We start from the raw sequence: 23,332 nt of genomic DNA on the forward strand, positions 1-23,332 counted from the left end.
CCCCTTATGGAATCGGTTCGGGGGCGCGGTCTCAACGGACGGAGCCTGAAGGGGCGGCGAACGTTCGGCGGTAGGAAGGTGACGGTGCGGCAACGGGTCTCGCGGCCGGAGCGCCCCGGCCGCGGACTCCCCGGCCTCGCCGGGACGGCGGTTCAGGCGCTGACGCCGACCTCGGAGGCGAGCCGGCGCAGGGCGGATCCGGGCTCGCCCCGGTAGCGGTTGAGGATCTGCTCGACGACGTCCATCGCGATGGGCCGGCACTGTATCTCGGCCGGGGCGATCGCGTGGGCGGTGAGGATGTTCGCCTTGGCCCGCTCCATGTCCCCGGTCTGGAGGCAGGCGCGGGAGAGGTCGAGGTGGTGGTGCGCGCGCCTTTCGGCGACGAGGTTGTCCAGCGCCTGCGGGGGGATCTTCTCGGCCGTCTGGACGGCGGCGTGCCCCTCCCCCAGTTCGATGTGGGCGGCCACCTTGTGCAGTTCGACATTGGTGGGCCCGAAAGAGGTCCAGTAATAGTCGGCGTCGCCGCCCAGGCGCTGGGCGGCCTTTTCGGCGCTGGAGAGGAGGTCCCTAGTGCTGGCCGTGTCGCCGGTGTGCGAGGCGGCCATGGCCCCCTGCAGCAGGAGGAGGCCGTAGACGCTCAGGGTCTCGGGGTCGGCGGCGTCCCGGTAGTGGGAGATCATCCCGTGGGCGACCTGGATGTTGATGTCGAAGGCCGCGTCGTGTCGTCCCTGTGAGCGCAGCGCGTTGGCGACGCGGGTGGCGGAGGTGCCGACGAGCAGTTCGTCGTCGCCCCGGTTGGCGGCGCTGATGGCCCGGTCGGCGGCCAGCCAGGCGAGGGCGGACTCGCCGATCTTGCGCAGGACGGAGGAGGAGATCTGGTAGACCTGGCTGACCAGCTCGGCGGCGCCGGCCTTCTCGGCGCCTTCGGCGTTGCTCTCGGCGGCGGGGACGGTCCGCAGGAGTTCGATCAGCGACCGGGTGACGTTGGGGTAGTGCCCCTTCTCGTAGGCGCTCCAGGTGTAGGCCACCTGGTTGCGCAGCACGGCGAGGTCGGGGGCCTCGATCTCGGCGGCGTCGAGGAACAGGCCGAGGCGTTCGTAGCGCTCCAGGCTCTGGCGGATGTTCTCGATCTCGATCTGGTCGAGCAGCGTGATGTGGTGGGGCTTGTGCGCGGGCTCGGAGGTGACCAGCTGTCCGGCGTCGATCTGGAGCACCGCGGCGATCTCGGTGATGACGGAGTACTTGTCGAGGCGCCGCACGCCCCTTTCGATCTTGTCCACCCAGCTCTTGGACTTGCTCAGCCGGTCGGCGAAGACCTGCTGGCTCATGCCCCTCCGGCCCCGCCAGTAGGCGACGCGTCGGCCCATGTGCTGTTCTCTGGACTCCACTGGTGTCATCCGTTTCTAGTCGGCTCTCCCCTTGCTTTTCCGGGCGGCACGGCGCCTCCCGCGGGCTGCGGGCGCGAGGGGTCGCCGAGTGTCGGTTGGAACATCGGCGGTCGGCTGCGGGTTCCGGAGTGCGGTCGGGCAACCGCGCCTGCGGACTTCTTATTGAATTATTTATCTATATTATCGATAATAGAACGGTAATCTCCACGGCCCCAAGACTAAAGCCGCGAGTGATTCCCGCATATACAGAATGCCGCCCCGGACTCCAGAGCACAACCCCCTCCAATTCGGAGTGAAGTGGACCGTCCAGGCGAGAACGGACATAAGGCCCCGTCAGGGACGGGTGGAATACGCCACCGTGAATACCTGCTATTTCACACCATTGGGTGAATATCCAGTTACTTCCAGTGCACAGAGAACAGTGCGGCACGAACCGTGAAATGCACCTACGGCACACCGAAAGTAACGCACAGTGATGTTCACGGCGAAGTCGTGGCCGCTCCGAAACGGCGGGGGCCGATAACGGCCGGACGGTTCAGGCGCCTTCGGCGGTCAGCTCGACGACCAGCGACGGGCCGCCCTCGTAGATGCCGCCGTCGATGTTCATGACGAGCCCGTCGGCATACCGGCGCGGCTCGCTGATCTCTGAGGGCTCGGCTCCGGTGGTGTCGGGGATCGTGGAGTGGCCGTGGACGATCATGCGTCCCCCGTAGGTCTCGAGCATCCGGCGGGCCCGGGCTGCGCCCTCCTCGCCCTCGAACTCGTGGCGGCGGGTCAGCTCGCGGAACAGCTGCCACCACCGCTCCGGCTCGGTCGCCGCCAGCTCCGAGCGGACCTCGGCGTTGACCTCGTCGATCGACCGGCCCCAGTCCAGGTAGCTGACCGCGTCGGAATGGACCAGGAGGCAGTCGGCGGCGAACGCCATCGCCGGGCGGCCCAGCAGCCACTCGGCCTCCTCGTCCTCCAGCTCCTCGGCGTCGCGCTCGAAACCGCCGTTGATCACCCACCACTGTAGGAACTGGCGCTCGTTGCCGTCGTAGTCGCGGAAGCCCTGCCCGCCGAACCGCTTGGAACCCAGCAGCAGGAGCTCGTGGTTGCCCAGGAGCACCTCGACCGTCCCGCCGGCGGCCGCCGACTCGCCCTGCAGGCGGCGCAGCAGGCGCAGCGTCTCCAGGCCCTGCCCGCCCCGGTCGAAGAGGTCGCCGAGGACCCACAGCTGAGCGTCCCCGCCCGTCCAACTCCCCTCGGGGCCGACCAGGCCCTTCTCCCGCAGGGCGTGCTGGAACTGTTCGAAGTGCCCGTGGATGTCGCTGGCGGCGAATACGGCGGGACCTGTCTCGGCGTGGGTTTGCGGCATAGAGAAGATGTTAATGGTCCGGCCGCGGGCCCCAACAGGTTGTCGGCAAACTTTGACCGCACTAACCTCTAAGACAACGCGGTCACACCCCTGTCCGACACCCGGTCAGGACATGGCTGCAATCCGTGCGCACACGAAGGAGAGAAATGTCGGCCACTGACGTCAACCCGCTGCTGACCCCGTCCCGGCTCCCCTACCAGGTCCCGCCGTTCCAGGAGATCACCCCCGACCACTACCGCGAGGGCTTCGCGAAGGGCATCGCCGAACAGGCCGAGGCCGTCGCCGCCGTCGCCTCGCAGGAGGCCGCCCCGACCTTCGACAACACCGTCGTCGAGCTGGAGAGGGTCCTCAACGGCGGCATCCTCGACCGGACCGCCACGGCGTTCTTCACCGTCAACGCCGCCGACACCTCCCCCGACCTCGAGGACATCGAGGCCGAGGTCAGCCCCGAGCTCGCCGCCCACGACGACTCGATCTACCTCAACAAGGCCCTCGCCGAGCGCGTCGACGCCCTCTGGGAGGGCCGCGAGGACGCGGACTACACGCCCGAGCAGCTCTACCTGCTGGAGCGCTACCGCACCCGCTTCCAGCGCGCCGGCGCCTCCCTCGACGACTCCGGGCGCGAGCGCCTGGAGGAGATCAACACCCGCCTGGCCGAGCTCCACGCCGCCTTCAACCGCCAGACGCGCGCCGACATCAACGAGGCCGCCGTCCTCGTCGACAGCGCCGAACGCCTGGAGGGCCTCAGCGAGGCCGGCATCGCCGCCGCCAAGGCCGCCGCGACCGACCGCGGCAAGGACGGCTACCTGATCGGCATGGAGCTGTTCAGCGCCAACCCCGCCCTGGCCGACCTCGCCGACCGCGACCTCCGACGCGAGGTCTGGGAGGCCTCGACCGGCCGCGGCAAGGCCAATGCCCCGACCATCCTGGAGATCGTGGGCCTCCGCGCCGAGAAGGCCCGTCTGCTGGGCTACGCGAACTTCGCCGACTATGTCGCCGCCGACGTCACCGCCCGCAGCGGGGCCGCCGTGTGGGAGCGCCTGACGGCCATGGTCGCCCCGGCCGTGCGCAACGCCCGCAACGAGGCCGAGCAGCTGAAGAAGGCCGTCGACGCCGAGGGCGGCGACTTCAAGCTGGCCGCCTGGGACTGGAAGTACTACGCCGGAAAGGTCAAGGCCGAGAAGTACGGCTTCGACCCCGAGGAGCTCAAGCCCTACCTGGAGCTGGACACCATCCTGGAGCACGGCGTCTTCTACGCCGCCGAGAAGGAGTTCGGCCTGACCTTCCACGCCCGCCCGGACATCGCCGGCTACCTGCCCGAGGTCCGCGTCTGGGAGGTCCGCGACGAGGACGGCTCCGTGCTGGGCCTGTTCTTCGGCGACTTCTTCACCCGCGAGTCCAAGCGCGGCGGCGCGTGGATGAACAACCTCGTCGACCAGAACGCCCTGGCCGGCACCAAGCCCGTCGTCATCAACAACCTGAACATCGTCAAGCCCGCCGAGGGCAAGCCGGCGCTGGTCACGGTCGACAACGTGCGCACGCTCTTCCACGAGTTCGGCCACGCCCTGCACGGCCTGATGTCCGACTGCGAGTACCCCACCCCCTCGGGCACCAGCGTGCCCCGGGACTTCGTGGAGTACCCCTCGCAGGTCAACGAGATGTGGATCCTCTGGCCCGAGGTCGCGGCCAACTACGTCAAGCACCACGAGACCGGGGAGAGCGCCCCGGCCGAGCTGCTGGAGCAGTGGAAGACCTCCAACGGCTTCGGCGCCGGGTTCGCCAAGACCGAGTACCTGGCCGCGGCCCTCCTGGACCAGGCCTGGCACCGGCTGGCGCCCGAAGACGTGCCGACCGCCGAGGGGCGCGACGCGGTCGAGGTCGTCGAGGAGTTCGAGCGCAACGCCCTGGAGGAGATCGGCATCCGCATGGACGAGATCGCCCCGCGCTACCGCTCGGGCTACTTCGCCCACACCTTCACCGGCGGCTACGCCTCGGGCTACTACTCCTACGTCTGGTCGGAGGTCCTGGACGCCGACACCGTCGACTGGTTCAAGGAGAACGGCGGCCTGACGCGCGCCAACGGCGACCACTTCCGCGAGACCCTGCTGAGCCGGGGCAGCTCGATCGACCCGCTGGAGTCCTTCCGGCGCTTCCGCGGGCGCGACCCGGAGATCGAGCCGCTGCTGAAGCGCCACGGCCTGCAGTAATCCACAGCCGTTTCCAACGCAGAAAATGAGGGGCGGCCCCTCGGGGCCGCCCCATCCTTGTGTGCGCAAGGAAGCTTACCTATATTCGCTCCGGCCGGGACCGGACGCCACCCTAGTGGGCGGCCTCCTTCTCCAGGCGCGCCAGGCGCTCGGGAGAGGGCCACTTGACGTTGGAGACCCAGCCGAACTTCTCGCAGATCCAGATGATCCTCGCGGTCGTGTCGATCTGTCCGCGCTTGACGCCGTGGCGGGCGGAGGTCGGGTCGGCGTGGTGCATGTTGTGCCAGGACTCGCCGAAGGAGACGATCGCCAGCGGCCAGAAGTTCGCGGCCTTGTCGCGGGCCTTGAAGGGGCGCTCGCCGACCATGTGGCAGACCGAGTTGGTCGACCAGGTCGTGTGGTGCAGGACGGCGACGCGGACGACGCCGGCCCAGAAGAACGCGGTCAGGGCGCCGGTCCAGGACATGGTGGCCAGTCCGCCGATGGCGGCCGGAAGCAGGAAGGTCAGGACGGTCCACAGCGGGAAGAGCTTGGAGACCCAGACGATGTCCTTGTCCTTGAGAAGGTCGGGGGCGTAGCGCTCGACGTTAGAGGTGTTCTCGCGCTGGAACATCCAGCCCATGTGCGAGTGCCAGAAGCCCTTCATCAGGGCCACGGGGCCGGTGCCGAAGAGCCACGGCGAGTGGGGGTCGCCCTCCTTGTCGGAGAACGCGTGGTGGCGGCGGTGGTCGGCGACCCAGCCTACCGCGTTGCCCTGCACCGCCATGCCGGCGAGGATCGTGGAGGCGATCTTGACCGGGCGGTTGGCCTTGAAGGATCCGTGCGTGAGCATTCGGTGGTAGGCGAACGTCACTCCGTGGCCGGTGGCGAAGAAGAAGACGATCGCCATCACCGCGTCCAGTCCGCTCATCCACCCCGTCTGCCACGCGATCGGAATCGCCGCGGCGAGCGCGAGGGTGGGGATGACCAGGAAGAGGTACACGAGGGTCTGCTGCCAAAGGGAGCGCTTCTCTCCCATTACTGCCTTGCCCTGGCGTTTCTTCACCGGTGCGGCCTGGGGTGCGAGTGTCGTCATAGGTAATCCCATCTCTCGTCCGACAACACTATTTTCGCAGCTCAGATAGGAGAAGTCACTGGGGCGGACACCCGACTTCGGGGTGGGGCCGACCGCCGAGTAGGGGTAGGGTTTCCCCCACCTCAGCCGGCCGGAGCCTCTCTACGCTCCCGGCCCGTTCGCCTTACGGCGCTCGCCACCGCACCGATGATCGTTCCGACGACAAGACCGTAGACGACAGCGAGCACCCAGGAGGCCCCCACCTGGAGCAGGTAGAGCGTGCCCGGCGTTTCGGCCTGGAAGCCGTAGACCGTCACGCGGACTGTGTTGGCCGCCGCGAACAGGAGCATGGTGATACGCGTGATCCCCCACGCGAACCGCAGGGATCCGGCCTCGGGCCTTTTCTCTCCGTACCCCTTGGCCCAGGCCGCAAGCGCCACCGCGACGGCCAACGCCAAGAGGCCGTCGACGACCATGTGGGCGGTCATCTGATGCCCCATCGGACTGAAGCGCAGGCCGGGGACCGAACGGGGCTCGCCGAGCGCGGCGATCGGGGTGAGGTAGCCGATCCTCGCGTGGAGCCACGTCTGGAACGACGCCGTTCCCACCACGACGAGCAGGAGGAGACTCGTTGCCAAAGTAGTGACCGCGGCCCGATTGCGAGAGATGGTCTCAATCATATACATTATTCTACATTTAAGTCTTACTCAGGAGTAGGTGCGATGAGCGGTCCCTTCGGCAGGAACAGAGTGGTTCTCTGCACCGTCATGGTCATGGTCGGAACCCTCATCGCCGGGTTCGCCGGCGCCCTCACACGGGGCCCCGCTCCCGAGGTCTCGCCACGACTCCTCACCGACTCCGAAGGGCGGACCCTCTTCCTGCGCGGGTTCAACACCGCGTCCTCCGCCAAGAACCCCACCGGGCTGGCCGACCTCACCGAAGAGGACGTGGCCCGCGAGTACTCCGACATGGGGACCAACTTCGTCCGGCTCCTCCTCCAGTGGCAGGCCGTCGAACCCGAGCCCGGCGAGATCGATCAGGACTACCTCGACGAAGTCGAGAAACGCGTCGGCTGGTACGAAAAGCGCGGCTACCACGTCATGCTCGACATGCACCAGGACCTGTACTCCACTTACACCAGTTCCGAGCACGTTGCCGGCAACGGCGCCCCCGAGTGGGCCACGCAGAACGACCGGCTGCCCGTGGCCGAGGACCTCGACATGTGGGAGCTCTACTACCTGGAGCCGGGCGTCATCCGCTCCTTCGACAACTTCTGGGGCACCTCCGACAACGATCTCGACCTCATGGACCACTACGCGAAGTCCTGGGGCGCCGTCGCCGAACGCTTCGCGGACAACGAGGCGGTGCTCGCCTACGACCTCATGAACGAGCCCTGGGGCGGCACCCTCCAGGCTGCCGAGTTCGAACGCGGCCCCCTGGCCGAGTTCTACCGGCGCTCCATCGCCGAGATCCGCCAGAGCGACTCCGACACCTGGCTGTTCGTCGAACCCCAGGCCGTCGGGGTCAACTGGGGCATGACCAGTGCGCTGCCCGCGTTCGACGACCCCCGCGACGGCGAGGACCGGATCGGTTTCGCGCCCCACCTCTATCCCCTTCCCATGGACCTCGGCAAGAGCTACGCCTCGGCCAAGGAAGAGGTCGACGACGCGCTCGCCACCTGGGAGGACAGCGTCCTGCGCACCGCCGAGCGGCTCGACGCGCCCGTCATCCTCGGAGAGTTCGGCCTGGACGCAACAGCACCCGGGGCGCTGGACTACGTGGACGCCGTCATCGACATGACCGAGCGGACTGGCATGGGGTACGCCTACTGGTCGAACGATCCGGGCTCATGGGGTCCCTACAACGGCGACGGCGAGCCCCAGCCCCTGGCCGACACCCTGAACCGCGCCTATCCCCGTGCCGTGGCCGGCGAGCCCCTGTCCATCTCCACCACCGACATTCACCTCACGCTCTCCTACCGCACCGATCCCCAGGTCACGGCGCCCACCGAGATCTACCTTCCCGAGTCTTTCGGCGCAGGCGGCGGCTCGGTCTCCTGTGGCGCGGACTGTGAGACGAATTGGGATGCCGAGCGTCGAGTACTTTCTGTGACCCAGGCCCCAGAATCAGGTGTGGCGGCCGTCGAGGTCCGTGCGGCATAAGAGCTTTCCCTCACGCACCCGAATTCACCTACTGCGCAGTGCATCCTTCTTATGCATCATATAGACAGGTATACCGATGCAGCATAATGGCCGAACTGTGTCGGCCGTTACGTACTCTGCGCGAAATCCCAGCCCTCGCACCCTGTTCGTTATCCTGAACCGAGGAACACATTCTGTCAGGAATGTTTCCAATAATGTCGGTTCCTTCGCCGCAGCGCCGATTCCTGCCAGGACTCCGTCCGCGGTGCCGCATGAGGGAACCTCCGACATTTCTCCGAAATAGGGGCGGTGGAGGGTTCTTCCCCCTGGAGCCCTCCGCCGCTTTTCGGTTCCCGAATCAGGCGCGAGGAGTACCCTCACCGTGGAGGCCTCCTCCGCATGAGAAGTCGATCCGCTAGAAAGCGCGCCATGATCCTGATCAACGTCAAGTTCCCCGTGAAGCCCGAGGTGGCCGACTCCTGGCCCGAGAAGATCGCGGAGTTCACCAACGCCACTCGCGCCGAGGAGGGCAATGTCTTCTTCGAGTGGTCCCGCAGCATTAACAACCCGAACGAATACGTTCTGCTCGAGGCCTTCCGCGACGCCGAGGCCGGCGACGCCCACGTCAACTCAGACCATTTCAAGAAGGCCATGGGCGAGATCCCGGACTACATCTCCGCCCAGCCCAAGATCATCTACAACGGCGATGCGCCCGACGGCGGCTGGGGCCCGATGGCGGAGCTCTCGCCTCGCTGAGCGACCCGCGTAGCGGGGCGGCGGGCCGAGCAACGGTTTCCGTCGCCCTGCTCCGATAGAGTTCCATTCCGTCGAACTCATCCTGATCGGAGTCGCCCGTGGCACCCTACGACGTCAAGCGCCACCTCAAGCATCTCTACGCGCCCAAGAACACCGACTGGGAGCTGATCGACGTTCCCCAACAGCGTTTCCTTGCCGTCGACGGCCAAGGCGATCCCAGCAAATCGCAGTCCTACGCCGAAGCCGTGAAAGCGCTCTAGTCCCTCGCCTACACGATCAAGATGGCGCGCAAGAAGCAGGGCGAGGACTTCGTCGTGCCTCCCCTCGAAGACCTCTGGTGGTCGGACCACCCCGGAAAAGCTACGTACGAACTGCGCCGACCAGCCCGATAACCCCATGCCGACGGCAGTCGCATGATCCGAGTATCCGTACCCCTCCCGGATTGCGGCCAAAGATCAAGGCAGGACGAGTCTGGTTAGGGGTTCAGTTAAAGCGCTGGTGAAGGACGAGCACTTCAGTGGACACTCTCCTAACTGGAGAGAGGAATCTGACGACGATGCCGAAGAAGGGCCCCTACACCGAGGAGTTCAAGGAGAAGGCTGTCGCTCTGTCGTGCCTTCCGGGCCGGACCTTGTCCGGAGTCGCCCGTGACCTGGGTATCAGCCTGGCGTCCCTGAAGAACTGGCGTCGGCAAGCGCAGCAGAATGGCACCGTGCCCGCCGATGACAAGAAGCCCGACGTTCCCCCCGAAGTCCTGACTGAACTGCGTGAACTGCGCAAACGTGTCCGTGAGCTGGAACAGGACAACGAGATCCTGGGAAAAGTATCGATGAAACGGCGTTGCCGTCACACTTTGGCGGTTGGAGAATCCTCGGGTTGTGGAGCGCTGCGACCTGGGGGTTGTGTCGAGTAGTGGCTGGTCGCATACTGTTTGTGGTGTCTGTTGGGCAGACGTCGGTATCGCTTGGTCCCGTGTGAGGCCGTGGAAAAGTATGACGCTGGAGCTTGAGGAACTTTTTACTGCTGCTTCGAGCGCGAATCTCAGACTCTTAATTTGGCAGGCTCCTTCCGGCCGGCATCGCCGAGAGAAGGAGGTGGTGCGGCGTGCGAGTGCTGTATGAGCGGTGTGCGGGACTAGATGTGCATCGAGACACCGTGGTGGCGACGGTGAGGATGCCCAGCCAGAAACGCCGCGGATCGCGATCGAGCGAGACGCGGACGTTCGGAACGACGGTGCGGGAACTGGAGAAGCTGGCTGATTGGCTAGTGTGCGAACAGGTCGAGCTGGTGGGCATGGAGGCCACCGGGGTGTATTGGAAGCCAGTCTTTGCGGTCTTGGAAGTGCGGTTGACCTGTTGGCTGGTCAATGCCGCTCATCTGAAGAATGTGCCGGGCCGGAAGACGGATGTGGCCGATTCGGTGTGGATCGCCCGGATTATGGAATGCGGTCTGGTACGGCCGTCCTTTGTGCCGCCGAAGGAGTTTCGGGAGCTGCGTGACTTGACGCGGGCGCGAACGGCCGCGTCTCAGGAGCGTGTTCGAGTGCTGCAGCGCCTGGAGAAGGTCCTTCAGGACGCGGGTATCAAGCTGACTTCGGTCGTGGCGGGGGTGTGGTCGAAGTCCTCGCGAGTCATGTTGGAAGCGCTGATGGAGGGTGTGACCTCGCCGCGGGAGTTGTCCGAGCTGGCGCGAGAGCGCATGCGTTCCAAGCGGGAAGCGTTGACCGAGGTGTTGGCTAATCGGTTTACGGTGGAGCATCACGGTGTCCTGGTCCAAGGGCTGGTGTCCCATATCGACGAGTTGGAAGCTCGGGTCACCGAATATGACGCGGAGGTAGCGCGCAGGCTGGAGCCTCATGCCGAGATGATGGACCTGGTGGAGACGATTCCCGGGCTTGGTGGGCGGTTGTCGCAGGTCGTAGTGGCGGAAATCGGGTCGGACATGACCCAGTTCCCCACCACCGGGCATCTGGCGTCATGGGCCGGAGTCTGTCCGGGCAACCACGCGTCAGGTGGAAAGCGTCGGGGTGGCATGTCACGTCCGGGACCCAAGTGGTTGAAACTGGCGCTGACCGAGGCAGCGTGGAGCGCTATTCGCAACAAGGATTCGTACTTGGCGGCTCACCATATGCAGATCAAAGGCCGTGCCGGCGGGCAGAAGGCCGTCGGGGCCCCGCGCCATGACCTCGTTATCGCCTACTGGCATATCGTCCACGACCACGTTCCGTTCAGGGATCTTGGTGCGGACTGGGTGTCGCGTCGCTTCAGCGTGGAGCATCGGGCCAAGCGCCTGAGTAATCAGCTTGAAGCCTTGGGATATAGCGTCAGTGTGGAGAGGAAGGACGAGACATAGAACAACCCAGGTAGGTCCGCCTCGCTTCCAGCTGGGGCGGTTCTCGCGATGTCCGGTGGAACACGGATTCTCATCTCAGCGATGGGCTGGTTCGCGAACCGAAATCGCGGCGATTCGCGCTGATAGCCCAGATCGACGACGCCAACCAGTCCCGCCCCCGCCGGGAACGCTTGTCACTGCGCCGTGCTTGCGCCCTCATGCAGGTCAGCCCAGCCGGGTACTACGCCTGGCGACGGCGCGGACCATCACGGCGGGATGAGGAGAACACCGACCTGTCTGCCCGAGTCAAGAGCCTGCACAAGGCGACGAAGGGCCGCTACGGGATCCGACGCCTGACCGCTCATCTCGCGCGCGAGGGCCGACGGCACTCCGAGAGGCGCATCCGCCGCCTGGCTCGGGAACTCGGTCTCGTCTGCGTCCATCCGAGGTCGGGGCCGAAGACCACCGTCCCAGGCCAGGAACGGGAAGGGCTGGTTGACTTCATCGGCCGCGACTTCGTACCGGACAACCCTGGCGAGGTGCTGTACACCGACATCACGTACGTCCCCACCGGCGAGGGCTGGGTCTACGTCGTGCTTTTCACTGACGGCTGCTCCCGCCGGATCGTCTCCTGGGAGGCCTCCCGCACCATGGACACCGCGTTCGTGCTGCGCGCCTTGGATAGAGCACTCGCCGACCTGGCCGCAAGACCAGGCCAGGTGATCGTTCATTCCGATCGCGGAAGCCAGTACACGTCCAAGGCCTTCCGGGACCGATGCTTTGCGGCCGGCGCCATCCCCTCGGTCGGACGCACAGGATCATGCTTCGATAATGCCCAGGCCGAGAGCACGAACGCAACGCTCAAGAAAGAGCTGATCAACCTGCAGAAATGGAAGGATCTAGACGAGGTCCACCTCGCACTGTTCGAGTTCATCGAAGCCGACTACAACCGCAACCGGATCCAGAAAACACTGGGATACCTCACGCCCGAAGAGTTCGAAAATCAAGGCCGGATAAACTTCACCCGCGCCGCATAATTCAAGAGCGAGAGTGTCTACTTTTCCGCTCGTCCTCCAAGGCGTGGTAGAACGCCCGCTCACCGTCGCGATTCTCGCACACCAGCAGGTAGTGACAGCCCTCCTCGTTGGTCGGGTCGTCGAAGGTGACCATCGCCCACCGGTAGGTCCGCCATCCCTTGGCGCCCTGTCCGATCCCCCGGTTCTGCCAGGAGTCCTCCGGCAGCCAGTCGGTGACCCTCCGAGCATTAGCCTTTCGAAATCCTCTAATGTCGACTACTCGAGGTTAGGGCGATCAAACCGATGAAATACGAGACCACCAATGAATACAGCCAGGCCAGTCAGAAATCGAACATAAAGATGAATCTGAGTGTCAGCTCCCATTATGACAACGCCTTGCCCAACCCATGCCCAAAGAAGTATGGCAATTACCGGCTCTCGCTTCAAGATAGAACCCATTTTCAGAAACCTTGAAACACAGGCCAAAATAGTCAAATGAGATAGTGCAACAATGATATATATATACAACTTCGGAACAAGGTGCAGAATAAAAGCGCCTGAAGCAATTGCTATTATATCAATAATAGCAAATTGCACAATCATGGAAGATTTCGAGAGTAGTTTCATAGACATATGATATACTCTAACATTTTCCTCATTTGCTGCCGTAGGCGGCCGCAACACAATGCTGCAACCCCTAATTACATTGGATTCGTTGAATATTGTTTACTGACCATCACGTCCCGCATTCCTACCTGCCCGCCCCTTCCATCTGTCTAGTCCCTTCTTGACGCCTACGCCGACCAATCCCATGCCAACGTGTATCGCCATCTGCTCATATGTATTCAGTCCGGCCGCATTTCCAGTAGCAATATTCAGCAATTCCATTTGCACTGCAATCGCACATACCGCCCCAAGAAATACTGCACAAGAAGCGCCCATTGCAGCGGTTGTGATAGCAACCATAACTGCGCCCCCCTTCGAGGGCGGCAACCCGGATTTAGCTTCCAATGCCATAAATCCGTTGAGAGCTTCTCCAGCAGTAGCCCTTGACCCATCAGGATTTGCAATCGGTACATCCATCAGACTATCGTCACACCCTGCACCGACTGTTGCACACTCCGCAACTTGTGCAACCTCGTGGAAATTGAATGTCCATTGACCACATTCAAATCCATCAAAGTTGTTTATGCTGCAGACCATGTACAGTGCCCAGGTAGTGCCCCAAAAATCATTTCCCCAGCCCTTAAGAGCAAGCATTTCCTGCACCTCAAGCCCTAGTTCCTCCAGGTCTCCGTTTGCCCCTGTCAAGGGAACTCCATTCAGCAATGCATCTCCTTGATCATTTACAAGAAGCTGATTCCCTCCTGGAAGCTCAACCTCCTTACAGTCACATGAATCCAGGAGACCTTCATCAGATGATTTTGTTCCCTCTGATTTTCCACCAGTATCGTTGTCACTACCTGGATTGTTTGTGTCTGTCACCCAGCATCCATCGATGGAACAGCCAGTTGCCGGGTCCAAAACATCCCATTGTGGAGTGAGGCCAGTTGGATCCGACTGGCCAATTGGATTGTTGTTCGCATAGGAGTAGCCATTGACTTGTTGGGAGTCTTGGAAATTGGCTATGGGGTCGCGCGAGATCAACCGTCCTGTGTTGGAATCGTAGAAGCGTGCTCCCATGGATACAAGCCCGGTGGGGTCTTCGGTTCCGGTGTGGAAGCCTTGTTGAGTCGCGCTCCAGCCCTTGGTGGTTTCTCCTCGTTTGTTGCCGAACGGGTCTTGGCGCCTATAGGTGACAGCCATGGTCGATGCGAGAATCGCCCAAGCCGCAGTACCTTGGTGGGTAGTGCCAATCCAGGTGAGCTCACCATTAGTTGAGCGAGTGGCAATCATGTCGCCATTGTGACTATAAGTGCGGGTAACGTCCATGGCGCCGTCTGCGTTGACCGTGATTTCGTGACCGGCGACGAACAAGTTTTGGCTTCCGTCAGGGTCGATTCGCCCGAAACGGTTGCCCTCTCCGTCATAGAGCATCTTAGTGGTGCCCTCGTCGGTAGTCATTGAGTCAAGTTTGCCGGCAGCGTTCCAGGACAGTTGTTCGGTCTTTTCACCAGTAGTCCGCTCGGTGAGATTGCCGGTTTCATCCCAGCCATAGGACGTATCGCTGGAACCCGTGACCACGGTGTCGAGGAGGTGCCCCTTATCTCCCGAGTAGGAGTAGTTGGTGGTGGCGGGCGTTCCGCTGGCATCGTAATCGGTGACAGTAGTGCGATTGCCAGTCACGTCGTACTCATACTGAGTCCAGTATTCACCCGGACCGCCGGGTGTAATTGTAGCCGTATCGTCAGCATCGCCACAGATATCTGTTCCCGCTTGTGCCCAGGCATCGGTAAGGCGTCGTAGATAGTCGTATGCAAAGCACTGGCGCTCTGGCTGGCCGGGAGAATCAGTAACACTGTCTGCAATGGAGAGAATGTTGCCGGCTTCGTCATACTCGTACTGCAAATGTGCGACGAGTGGGCTGGAGACGGAGTCACGGGAAAGTCGGTGTTGGTCGAGGCGTCGAGTACCGTCTTCGAAGGTCCACGTCTGGTACACCTTCTCCCCCGAGTTTTCCCCAAGTACACGTTGGGCAAGTTCACCCCATGCGGTGTAGGTGGCTTCAGAAACATAGTCGGTACTGAGGGAGTCGTAGTAAAACTTCCCCCGCATCCTCTCCATCTGCCCTAGATCATTGTACGAGTAGATGACGGTCTCATCCTCCATCCCGCCGATCTGAGGCAAGTTAGTGTTGCGGACCGAACCATCGGGGAAATAGAACTGCTGGATGTTATAAGAGTCGGCAACATCTTCGAAGCCCGGGATTTCCGGAACCCACTGGGTGACCGACGTTGGACGCCCACTGTCATCATATTTCCGGACCTCGGTAATGATGTCCGTCCCGTCAATGCTAGAGACAGACAGGTGAGGCAGCCCAAGTCCACCATCAACCTGGTCGTATCGCCAAGCGTTGATCCGACTACCGGTTTCTTCGTCACCATCGTACAGATTGTACTTGCGCCCCAATTTGTCATAGGTGGTGGTGAGCTTCTGACCACCTGCGTCGATAGTCTGGATCAGCTGTCCGGCAACATCATATTTTGCCGTGGTGGTGCCGGTGTCAGGATCGGTTGCCTTGGTCTGACGTCCGCGCAGATCGTAGGCATAGGCCCACTCGTTACCAGTGGGATCCGTGACGGTGTCGAGGTTGCCACGGGGAGTGTAATCATATACAGTGGCGTCGAAGTCCCCGGTCGCGGCCGCGTCGTGATACGTGCGCTTCTCAACCAATTCGCCTTGAGCGTTGGTGATCTCACCAGTCGCAGTACCACCTTCTGGTGGGATAGTGCGAACCATCCATCCCTTGGTCGATCCGCCGTATGCGGTTTCGGTGGTTTGAATGATCTCCTGGTGCGACATCAGCTCCTGCTTGACCACACGGCCAGCACCGTCATAGGTGTTGAACGTACGCGCTTGGTCCTCACCCTGTGTGACAGATACGAGTGTGGAGTTGGGTTCGGCTTCGACGTTCCAGTTCGGCCCCGAGTTCCACAACGCGAGTCCGCGCGTATCATACTCGATTCCAGTGACCAATCGCCCACCGACCGCGGTTGGTTCCTGCTGTTGGACTTCACGCAACAATGAGTCATAGATCGTCACACTGCGCAGAGTCTTCTTACTATTAGCCGACACGGCATAAGTCGTGACAGTGGAGGGATTCGAATTGGAAACATCATACGCCCAAGCAGCAGTCGGAACGTCTGGATGCTCAGTTCTGGACCATCCTGGTGCCCAAACCGCGATGTTGCGGCCGAGCGCATCGTAATCGATCTCGGAGTAGCGGCCATTGGCGTCAACAGTCTTGACCGGTAGGCTGCGAGATGTCATGAGATGGACGGTTTCCACGTGCCCGAGGGGATTGGTAGTCGACACCGATTCCACAGGGTTCCCGTCTGCGGGGGTGTACGAGCGCGTTGTCGTCCTGCCCAGAGCATCCGTACCGGTTAGAACGCGGCCGAGCTTGTCGTACGTCGCCGTCACTGGCGCCACCCAAACCGGCGCGCCATTGTTCCACTCGTCCGCGGTTTCAGTCTTAGTCACCAGCCCCCGGGTTGGTTTCCCGTCGATCGTCGTTGCACCGTCGTAATAGGTGCGGGTGTCACTGACCAGGTCGCTGGGGTAGACGGCAGTCTCATCACAGGTGACGGCGACAGCCTCTACTCGTGAGCTGAGGCTATGGATATTCTTGTCCGGGTTGTCCGCATACCATGTGCGGGTACAGAGTTGATCATCGTCGACGGCCAAGTCGCCATCGTCGGATACCGATACAGGTCGTCCCCGGTCGTCATAACTGGTCGAGGTTCGAGTGCGCATCCAAGTATCAGTAGTCTGGTCGATGAGCTTTCGGGTGTCACTACGTGACTGACCGACATGCCAAGATTTCAGACTGCCGCCGTCGTGGGTGCGTTCGCTCGCGAGTTTCGTCCAGTACCGCGACACTTCCGACTCAATAATCGTCTCTTCGTCATAGGAGGCGGATTCGAACTGCGCTCCCGTCAACGCTTCGTGGTCTGGGACTGTGTTGCCTTCTTCATCGGTGACCACCACGTCCCTACTGCCGGAGCCGGACGCGGTCGTGGGCTGGCCGTCCATCCCTCGATAGAACCGGGTACGGGAGGTCAATTGCTGGTCATCTCCGGACTGCCCAGACTTGGTAGTGACCTGGGGATAGCCGCGCCACTGGTTGTATGTGCGCAGGTCATCGTCGGTGAACTCGGAATCGTCCCATGCCCACAGCTGACTGGTGCCACCACCGTCAGTTGAATAGTCGTAGTAGTTGCGGACCGGTACTTGCCCCCCGGTGGTGTCGAACTCGGCAACTTGAGCCACGACGTACTTGTGGTACCACTCCACCTCGTTCTCGCCGTCGCCGTCACTGTCAGGCGAATAGGAGGGGTAGCACAGTCGGCTGTTGTTCAATGGATCAGGAAGGTCGTCCCAGTTGCAATCTGGTGCGGAATACCAGATTCCGGTCACCGACCCGGTCTCTGAAGTAATCGCCGTCAAGCGGGTTCGCCACATTGAGGGTGTGCCCTCCGAATGCTCGACGCGGTTGGGGAAGGCGATTCCGGAAAAGCGGACCGGCGGGGTCGATTCAATACCGCCGATATGTCCTGTCTGCTGGATTGTCTTCAACCATAGGACTGTCTCCTCGCCATCGCCGTAGTCTAGGAACTCCTGTACCAATGTCCAAGAATCGACTTTGGAGAACGATACCGTACCCGTCGGAACGAAAGTGGCTACTTCGGTGAGGCGTTTGGTATGGAAGAACGCCGGCGACAGAACGTCCTCGCATGGTGCCGCCGCACAGCCCTCGTCCCACGGAGTCTCCGGCCAGTTTTCCGTTTTCGGGTCACCGCCAGTGGTCCGGCAGTCGGCCTCGCATCGGTCATCGTACGCGAACTTCACGCGACCTGATTGGACGGAGTCGTCATCAGAGCGCAGACCATAGTCGATCTGGGTCAGGCGCACCGAGCGATGGAAGGCTTTGCGGTTGTCGACATCCGCGGCAGCACCATAGTGTCCGGTCTCTGAAGTCCATTCGAACTGGACTTGATTGCCATGGAGATCGGTGATCTCATCGAGCATCCACCGATATGCCTGACGGCAGGAGGATTCGGCGAAATCATCGGCCTTAAAGCAAGCCTCATCGGAATGGTTGCCGAACACCGGCATCGTCAACCTAGAATCCGTGTCACCGGCGCGAGCACCGAACGCATAGACTGTACCGTCAGTGGAGGTAACCTTCCACCGCTCGCTCGTTCCCGATCCCGGTTCAGCTTCCGTTCCAAGCAGCTCGATCTTCATTCCCGGGTCCGCGGCGGACACCCAATTCCCAGTATCATCGTCAAGTACCAGGGAAGTATTCACCCCGTTCAACACCATAGTGATCGCAGGAGAGTCGCCTTCCCAGCAACGGTCCCCAGTAGCGGACGGAGTATTCCCGCCCTCTTCCAAGGCGCAACGAGTGTACGTGCGCTCCACATAGCCCGGCGTGTACGACCACCCGTCACCGATCACGCCGGCTTGGTTGTTCGACGAGGACGTGTGCCCATCCACAGCCTGCGAGGAATAAGACAATCCCAACGCCGGCACCGGTCCCGAAGCTTCCGGGACGTCCATACCGTACGAGTAGGTGAACCCGCCGGTCGATCCGCCTTGCGCCCACGACCCCGCATGCGACAGGTCCGTCGCCGACCAGTCCCCGGTAGCGCTCGAGCCACCAGCACCACCCGCGCCCGGCACGGTGATCTTCCCCGTGTCCGTCTCCAGACCCGCATCGATCAAGTCGACCGGGCTGGCGGATACTGGAGTCGTTCCGACCGGCGTTCCAAGATCCGGGTCCGAATCCCCGGACTGCGCTTCCACAGGAAGTTGGAGGCCAAGCAGCGCGGCCGCGGCCGCAGTGACAACCGCAGCAGAGTATGTTGCAGCACGTGCTACGGGACGATCCGCAAGCGGTGACCGATGAGGGGTAGTCATCATCAGAGCTATTCCTTCACAGTGTTCTAGGTTCAGGGATCAGATTGAAACAGGCAGAGTATTGCGGACTTAATCGGCTTACTGCGGCCCTTAATCGACTCCTGGTTGGCCAGAATCAGCACAGTCCGCGTCATCTGGATTCGGTTCATAGTTCTGACCTTCGGATGCCATGTCGGCGATCGCGAACTGATCGAGGACTCCCGACCACACCCGAACTTCATCGAGCGCGCCGCTCATGTACGACCATCGGTCACCCTCAGCATCGCCGGCCGCGCCAAGAAGGAACTGCCCATCGCCGTGCCAAGGATGCGCCGGTCCGTGATCTTGTGCCACAAGTGAACCATCGACATACAGGGAGATTTTGTTGGAACCCAGGTCGTACGCTCCAGCCACGTGATACCAACGTCCGATTTCAGGAGTCTCTAGCGAGTCGACCGTCGTCCACGAGGCGGTGTCGCCGTCCATATCTTTCAATGCGAACTGCCATTTGTCAGTCCTGGCGTAATATGCCAGATAGAAGCTGGCCTCCTGATCGGTCGTCTGCGACACGACAACTTGGTTTGAGTCACGGGCGTCAAGTTTCACCCACGCGGACACGGTAAAGGACTCATCTGTCCGTACCACGGAGTCCGCCGTGGACGCATACCCAGTGTCATCAAGGGCTAGTCCATAGGCTGCCCAGCACTCATTATAGCGGTCGACTTCCCAGGAATAGTCCTCTCCCTCGTCTCCATGCAACGTCGAGTCTGCGGTTCCCCACTGATCAGCACCCTCGTGTTCCTGGTTCAGCTCCCAGTTCGAAAGGCGCTTAACCCTGGTTGTGGCAACTTCATCGGGACTCAACGCTCCGCGCCAGAACCTTACATCGGACATTGAGCCATCCCAATGGCCTGCCATTTCTCCCGCTTCGTCCAACCCGCATCCGAGCGTTACGCCAGGGGCTCGCCAAGAACTCCAGTCCGTGGCGATCGATCCTTCATCTACAAGATCACCATCAATGTATAGCCCGATGAAATTGTTATCTGGATCGACGGTAACCGCCAGCTGAACCCATATTGCCGGGGCAGTGATTTCACTACCTACTACACCCTCGCCGCGATCCGCATCCGGGGAATCCGACTCGGTGACACCGACGTTCCACTGCCCAGAAGTGCTGTCATATTTCAACTCGGTCGAGAAGAACTGGTCACCATGGAAACTGAACACCCGCGGCTGTGCACTGGCGTGGTCAGAGTCCAGGTTTACCCAGGCCGAGACCGTGAATGCAGCATCCGTTCGTACCGGCACAACTCCTGCGCTAGGGCAGGACGTTCCATCGAATGAAAGCGCACTGTCGGCGCGACCGTACTGGTCGGGCATCCATGTGGGGGAGTCTGGCATTCCGGCGAGATCGTTCCCGTTCGATGAGTGGTCGGCACCATCGCCGCGAAGGGGATACCATGCGCGCAGGGATGCAGGCATAAGGTCGCCCGCCATTAGCTCGCTGATCTGGTCACCGATGAGAACATCTTGAAACACCATCGCCTCGTCGATGCTCATATCCCCTGACGCCCTTACAGTGCCGTCAGCGGTAACCTCGCATCCAATTGCCAGCGGGCCGTCGGACTGCCAGGTGTTGTAGGTGAGAGGTGTCGACGATTGCAACGCTCCGTCCACATAGAGGCGGATGCGTTCAGCCGGAGCGTCATAGACCGCCGCGACATGCTGCCATGTCCCCACTTCCGGACCGTCCGCTGACAGAGCGCTCACCCATTCTGTCTCGACAGCGTCCACCGAAGGCAATGTGAAGTTCCACTGCCCCTTAGATTTCAACCAGTCCAGATAAAACGCCGGCCGGTTCTGCCCCCCTTGGGAGAACAAGACTGAGAATGATCCCGCCGGGTCCGCTTCTGGACGAACCCAAGCTGCCACCGTGTAAGAGTCGGTCGTGTCCAACACACTCGACGACGTAACAGCGCACTGACTCTCATCCCCGTCCAAGTTCAGAGCGGCACCGCTTCGGTCAAATCTGTCGGCGCCGAAATTCAGGGTGTCGACGGAATCGACCTCATGGTCTGTGCCGGAGTCATCGTCACCATCCCCGTCGAACCGCCACGCTCCAACTGCTTCAACCGCCTGCTCCTCTATCGTGGTGAACCAGTGGGTTGTCGGGCTAGACGTGTTCCCCGCCGAGTCCTTCGCCCACGCCTTTAGTACGTGATCGATCGATGACGTCGACGCCGTCACAGTGATGTCAGCTCGTCCTGCCGTCGCCGACACATTCTGCTTCGATTGCCCTTCTAGGACATACTCGAAGTCTGTTACGTCATCACCACCGACGAGCTCAAAACTCACTTCGCCGCCCGGCTGAGGGTTCTCACTGACCTGGACTACATCCGGAGGTTCCGGAGCTGTCGTGTCTACTCGCATCCAACATGACGCAGACCACGAGCTAGAGGTGAACTGGTCAATTGTCACAGCCTTCCACTGATAAGTACCGTCCGTGGGAATCGCGCCCGCGTCAATTCTGTCAATCGCCGCGACCCCCGCCTTCGCATCAACGATCCACTCTTCCATAAGAGCCCCGGAAGACGTGAACAACCGGTACATCGTCCGTAGATTGCCGCCATCGGGGTCCTGCGGAGTCGCGGATAGTTTAGGTTCACGGGTCGTCACTAGAGTGGGATCAGATTTCGTCCCGCATTCCAGCTCTTCAACGCTGAGATCGGTCGGTGTCTGGGGCAGCGCATTGATGGTGAAATAGCAGTACGAGGTGAACTCACCGTATCGGGTCGATCCGCTATCAGTGTCTTGTACGCGACTGTTCCACCGATAGGTCTTGCCTCGTTCGAGCACGCCCGACGGAACTGTAACATCTATCGACTGGTTCTCCGCGACATCGCTGACTTCGATCTTCTTCAGGTGCTTATCGGGGACACCATCACGCTCATACACGTAGAACTTGAGAATATTGTCAGATTCGAGTGCTTTCGGAGAAGTAGCTTGAAACGTCGGAGTCGTTGTATTGATAACGGGACCCGGAGAAGAAGTCGAGCAGTCCTGGCCCTCCGTATCCAAACTGAACGGTTTTAGCGGCGCATGCCAGACCTTCAACTTCGCCGTTGCAGGATCAAGCTTCCGCCAGAAATCCCGCGAGGACTCCTCTTCCCAGTTCTTACCAGAGATCACAGCGAACAACGCAGTATTCTTCCCACGATTGACCTGGTACTGGATCCGGTTGGCGATCTTCGATCCAGTCCACTCGATCGTCTGGTCGCTCTCGCCAGCGTCGTCATTCGAGGTGGGCACCGAATCCCGCGCGACTTCCCCAATAATCAAGTCGTTGAAGTTGTCCCAGGTAATATCCTTTGTTGTGTCGAAATAGTTCATCGCAGCCAGACGCACAGTCTGGTTCGGCCCGCCGGCATCTCCAGTATGATTCTGGCGGATCCATACGTTGGCTTGCTGGACGTCGCGGTTCGCCATCACATCCAGCCCGGAGAACTTCATCGCTGAACGCCAGTGCCCGTAAGAACCGTCATACTGCCACGTCTGGCGCCCAGTACACATCTTGGTACCCGAATTACCGCACTGGATCCCAGTGCCCTGCGACCATGCATTCTCAAAGCTCGCTCCGAGATCGACGAATTCAGGGTCGATATAGACAGGATACTCGACTTCTGGATCAGATAGAAATGCCGCGTCAGGAACAACAGCCAGCGAATCACTGTCCATTTCCAAGTCCATAGCTGCGGCCCGCTGAGGAACGCCACCGTCAGATTCAGATGAGTCCCACATCCACGGACGTTCCACTATAAATGAGGTGTCATTCGACTCATCAGACAACCACGCCGTGTCACTGGCCTCGTTCGCCGCGACCGACAACCCCTGTGTCTGCACTCCAACCTCCACGCGCTCCAAACCGGCGTCCTCAGCAGCCTCAGGCGTCCTAACAACCAACGCATATGAGAAGCTGTCCACCTTGGAATAAACCTCTAGATCCACATCGGCCAATACCTCGGGATAACGGACGGTCGTCTCCTCCACCACCGGCGCAGGCAGAGGTTCGTTCCATGAAAGCGACACTTGTTCGCCGTCGTCGTTAGTCGCCGATACGAACTCAGTATCCCCTTCACTACCGAACTTCAAATCGGAAACTGTCGCGCGTGCTTTGAGGATCCCGTCATCCGTTTCCTCGACAGTCGCATCCGCCTCTACCCACTCATCGGCAGCGTTCGGAACCCACTGTGGAACCGTGTGAAACTCCGTAGCGATAGAGCCGTCTGGCTGAGCGTACGCACGGGACGAGTAATCACGCGAATCGAGAATAAGGACCTCGTCCCCGCAAGTATTCGCCCGCTCAAGTGCACGAGTTCGCGAACGCTCTATGAGATCTTCAGCACCAGGACAGTCTGTCCCGTCAGCTTGCTCAGCCGACGCCGTGGAAGGAAACACTGCTAGAAAGGGGAGGACTACGCTTGCCGCCACTGCACTAGTTACAGAGCGTCTGTGCCTCCA

13 protein-coding genes and 1 pseudogene are annotated in these 23,332 nt (G+C 61.4%); 7 read left to right on the top strand and 7 right to left on the bottom strand.

Annotated elements, in window-relative coordinates; all coding sequences use genetic code 11:
- Nucleotides 1-152 precede the first annotated feature (152 nt).
- Both ACFTE1_RS12765 and ACFTE1_RS12770 read right to left on the bottom strand, forming a co-directional pair.
- Nucleotides 153-1,367: a helix-turn-helix domain-containing protein gene (locus ACFTE1_RS12765; protein WP_380623106.1), complete on the bottom strand. Its 1,215-nt coding sequence runs from the start codon at nucleotides 1,365-1,367 to the stop codon at nucleotides 153-155.
- Between the two features lie 556 nt (nucleotides 1,368-1,923).
- The gene (locus ACFTE1_RS12770; protein ID WP_380622706.1) at nucleotides 1,924-2,745 is read right to left on the bottom strand and encodes a metallophosphoesterase; all 822 of its coding nucleotides are present in this window, start codon (nucleotides 2,743-2,745) and stop codon (nucleotides 1,924-1,926) included.
- 146 nt (nucleotides 2,746-2,891) lie between these two features.
- Between ACFTE1_RS12770 and ACFTE1_RS12775 the strand changes: the two genes are divergently transcribed.
- On the top strand, nucleotides 2,892-4,952 hold the full coding sequence (locus tag ACFTE1_RS12775; protein ID WP_380622704.1) for a M3 family metallopeptidase: 2,061 nt from the start codon (nucleotides 2,892-2,894) through the stop codon (nucleotides 4,950-4,952).
- A 112-nt stretch (nucleotides 4,953-5,064) separates the two neighbouring features.
- Here ACFTE1_RS12775 and ACFTE1_RS12780 read toward each other — a convergent pair whose 3' ends face one another.
- Nucleotides 5,065-6,027 carry an acyl-CoA desaturase gene (locus ACFTE1_RS12780; RefSeq protein WP_380622702.1) on the bottom strand — a complete coding sequence of 321 codons (963 nt, stop codon included), beginning with the start codon at nucleotides 6,025-6,027 and terminating at the stop codon, nucleotides 5,065-5,067.
- A 122-nt stretch (nucleotides 6,028-6,149) separates the two neighbouring features.
- On the bottom strand, nucleotides 6,150-6,686 hold the full coding sequence (locus ACFTE1_RS12785) for a hypothetical protein (RefSeq protein ID WP_380622700.1): 537 nt from the start codon (nucleotides 6,684-6,686) through the stop codon (nucleotides 6,150-6,152).
- 42 nt (nucleotides 6,687-6,728) lie between these two features.
- On the opposite strand from ACFTE1_RS12785, the gene ACFTE1_RS12790 reads away from it, so the two are divergent.
- The 6 genes and pseudogenes from ACFTE1_RS12790 (at nucleotide 6,729) to ACFTE1_RS12815 (ending at nucleotide 12,271) form a co-directional block, all read left to right on the top strand.
- Nucleotides 6,729-8,168, top strand: coding sequence for a cellulase family glycosylhydrolase (locus ACFTE1_RS12790; RefSeq protein ID WP_380622698.1), 1,440 nt, complete (start codon nucleotides 6,729-6,731; stop codon nucleotides 8,166-8,168).
- 408 nt (nucleotides 8,169-8,576) lie between these two features.
- Nucleotides 8,577-8,903, top strand: coding sequence for a putative quinol monooxygenase (locus tag ACFTE1_RS12795; protein ID WP_380622696.1), 327 nt, complete (start codon nucleotides 8,577-8,579; stop codon nucleotides 8,901-8,903).
- A 98-nt stretch (nucleotides 8,904-9,001) separates the two neighbouring features.
- Nucleotides 9,002-9,256: pseudogene (locus tag ACFTE1_RS12800) on the top strand (GyrI-like domain-containing protein); the annotation flags it as partial.
- 203 nt (nucleotides 9,257-9,459) lie between these two features.
- Complete coding sequence (locus ACFTE1_RS12805) at nucleotides 9,460-9,816, top strand: transposase (protein WP_380622694.1); 357 nt, start codon at nucleotides 9,460-9,462, stop codon at nucleotides 9,814-9,816.
- Between the two features lie 191 nt (nucleotides 9,817-10,007).
- The gene (locus tag ACFTE1_RS12810) at nucleotides 10,008-11,255 is read left to right on the top strand and encodes an IS110 family transposase (protein WP_380622692.1); all 1,248 of its coding nucleotides are present in this window, start codon (nucleotides 10,008-10,010) and stop codon (nucleotides 11,253-11,255) included.
- Between the two features lie 170 nt (nucleotides 11,256-11,425).
- Nucleotides 11,426-12,271, top strand: coding sequence for an IS3 family transposase (locus tag ACFTE1_RS12815; RefSeq protein ID WP_380622690.1), 846 nt, complete (start codon nucleotides 11,426-11,428; stop codon nucleotides 12,269-12,271).
- A 255-nt stretch (nucleotides 12,272-12,526) separates the two neighbouring features.
- Here the strand turns inward: ACFTE1_RS12815 and ACFTE1_RS12820 are convergent, their stop codons facing one another.
- The 3 genes from ACFTE1_RS12820 to ACFTE1_RS12830 form a co-directional block, all read right to left on the bottom strand.
- Nucleotides 12,527-12,877: a hypothetical protein gene (locus ACFTE1_RS12820; protein WP_380622688.1), complete on the bottom strand. Its 351-nt coding sequence runs from the start codon at nucleotides 12,875-12,877 to the stop codon at nucleotides 12,527-12,529.
- A gap of 99 nt (nucleotides 12,878-12,976) precedes the next feature.
- A complete protein-coding gene (locus ACFTE1_RS12825; RefSeq protein ID WP_380622686.1) occupies nucleotides 12,977-18,838 on the bottom strand; it encodes an RHS repeat domain-containing protein in 5,862 nt (1,953 codons plus the stop codon).
- 87 nt (nucleotides 18,839-18,925) lie between these two features.
- Entirely contained in the window at nucleotides 18,926-22,963 is a 4,038-nt protein-coding gene (locus tag ACFTE1_RS12830; protein ID WP_380622684.1) for a LamG domain-containing protein, read from the bottom strand.
- Nucleotides 22,964-23,332: the final 369 nt, after the last annotated feature.

Source organism: Salininema proteolyticum, assembly GCF_042685645.1.
Classification (GTDB): domain Bacteria; phylum Actinomycetota; class Actinomycetes; order Mycobacteriales; family Micromonosporaceae; genus Salininema; species Salininema proteolyticum.